The sequence below is a fragment of the Escherichia sp. KCJ4928 genome (assembly GCF_004352695.1).
Lineage (GTDB): Bacteria > Pseudomonadota > Gammaproteobacteria > Enterobacterales > Enterobacteriaceae > ECMA0423.
In genome coordinates, this window is the sequence record NZ_SJWV01000370.1 from 1 (window position 1) to 1,706 (window position 1,706).

Sequence of the window (1,706 nt, forward strand, 5' to 3'; positions counted from 1 at the left end):
AATCCGGTAGCGGCGTAAAAATCGCGGAAGGGATGAAAAAAACAGCGCCTGACGGCGCTGTGTCTGGCATGCCTGCAATCCGGGAAACCGGACCAGGAAAAAACTTGCAGGCCATAACAGTATCTACCGCTCGTACCATTTGTCCAGGGCGGATGAGGCGTTTATGCCACATCCGCCAGTGTACGTCGATTAATGCAACTTCAAACGCGGACGGATAACGCGGTTAATACTCCCCACCAGCATCATTAATCCGGTTTTAAAGTAACCATGCAGCGCAATCTGATGCATTCGGTATAGCGAGATATATACAAAGCGCGCAATTCGTCCTTCAATCATCATTGAGCCGCGCGTCAGGTTACCCATCAGGCTACCGACGGTGGAGAAGTTCGACAGCGATACCAGCGAACCATGATCTTTATACTGATAATTTTTCAGCGGCTTACCATTCATCTGCGCCAGAATGTTGTTCATTGCGCAAGTCGCCATCTGGTGTGCAGCCTGAGCACGCGGCGGAACAAAGCCCCCTTCCGGACGCGGGCATGACGCGCAGTCGCCAATAGCGTAAATGTCTGGATCGCGGGTGGTTTGCAGCGTCGGTTCCACCACCAGCTGGTTGATACGGTTAGTTTCAAGACCACCGATATCTTTCAGGAAGTCTGGCGCTTTGATCCCGGCTGCCCACACCATCAGATCAGCCTCAATATATTCACCATCTTTAGTGTGCAGGCCGCCTTCATCAGCACTGGTGACCATGGTTTGCGTCAGCACGCGTACGCCAAGTTTCGTTAGCTCGTTGTGGGCCGCAGCAGAGATACGTGGCGGTAATGCAGGCAAAATACGTTCTCCCGCTTCTACCAGCGTTACGTTCAGGGCTTCGTTGGTCAGGCCTTTGTAACCGTAGCTGTGCAGTTGCTTGACCGCATTGTGCAATTCAGCGGAGAGTTCTACACCCGTCGCACCGCCGCCGACAATCGCAATGTTCACTTTGCCATTCGCGCCCAGGTTGGCGGAGTACTTCAGGAACAAATTCAGCATCTCCTGGTGGAAGCGACGCGCCTGGTGCGGGTTATCGAGGAAAATGCAGTTCTCTTTGACACCTGGCGTATTGAAATCGTTAGAGGTGCTACCCAGCGCCATTACCAGGGTGTCATAGGCGATTTTACGTTCCGGAACCAGCAGTTCACCTTTCTCGTCGCGCAGTTCTGCAATAGTGATTGTTTTCGCTTCACGATCAATATCAATGACGGAACCCAGCTGGAACTGGAAACCATGATTGCGCGCATGGGCCAGATAGCTCAACGCATCGACGCCTTCATCAAGCGAGCCAGTCGCCACTTCGTGCAGCAGCGGTTTCCACAGATGGCTGTGGTTACGATCGACCAGCGTAATTTTGGCTTTTTTCTTGCGTCCCAGCTTATGCCCCAGCTGTGTTGCCATTTCCAGCCCACCAGCACCGCCGCCGACAATCACAATTTTTTTCAATGGCGTAGTCAACGTGACCCCCCTTAAATTTATTAACCAATTGTTAATTAATGGTTATTAACATAACTCTTAATTAACAACAGGTTACAGCAATGAAAATGTTCTTCACTATTGAGAATAGCATGAATGGTGCATTGGTCATACCAAAATTGATGTTAATCAAGTTTTGTTGCTGAAAAGATAGGCGACTTTACTGGGCGAGATCAAAAAATAGAGTTTATTGT

General features: G+C 50.2%; 1 protein-coding gene. It reads right to left on the reverse strand.

From position 1 onward, the window contains the following. Positions 1 to 189: 189 nt before the first annotated feature. A complete protein-coding gene (ndh, locus tag E0D98_RS23920) occupies positions 190 to 1,494 on the reverse strand; it encodes an NADH-quinone dehydrogenase (protein ID WP_000211045.1) in 1,305 nt (434 codons plus the stop codon). Positions 1,495 to 1,706: the final 212 nt, after the last annotated feature.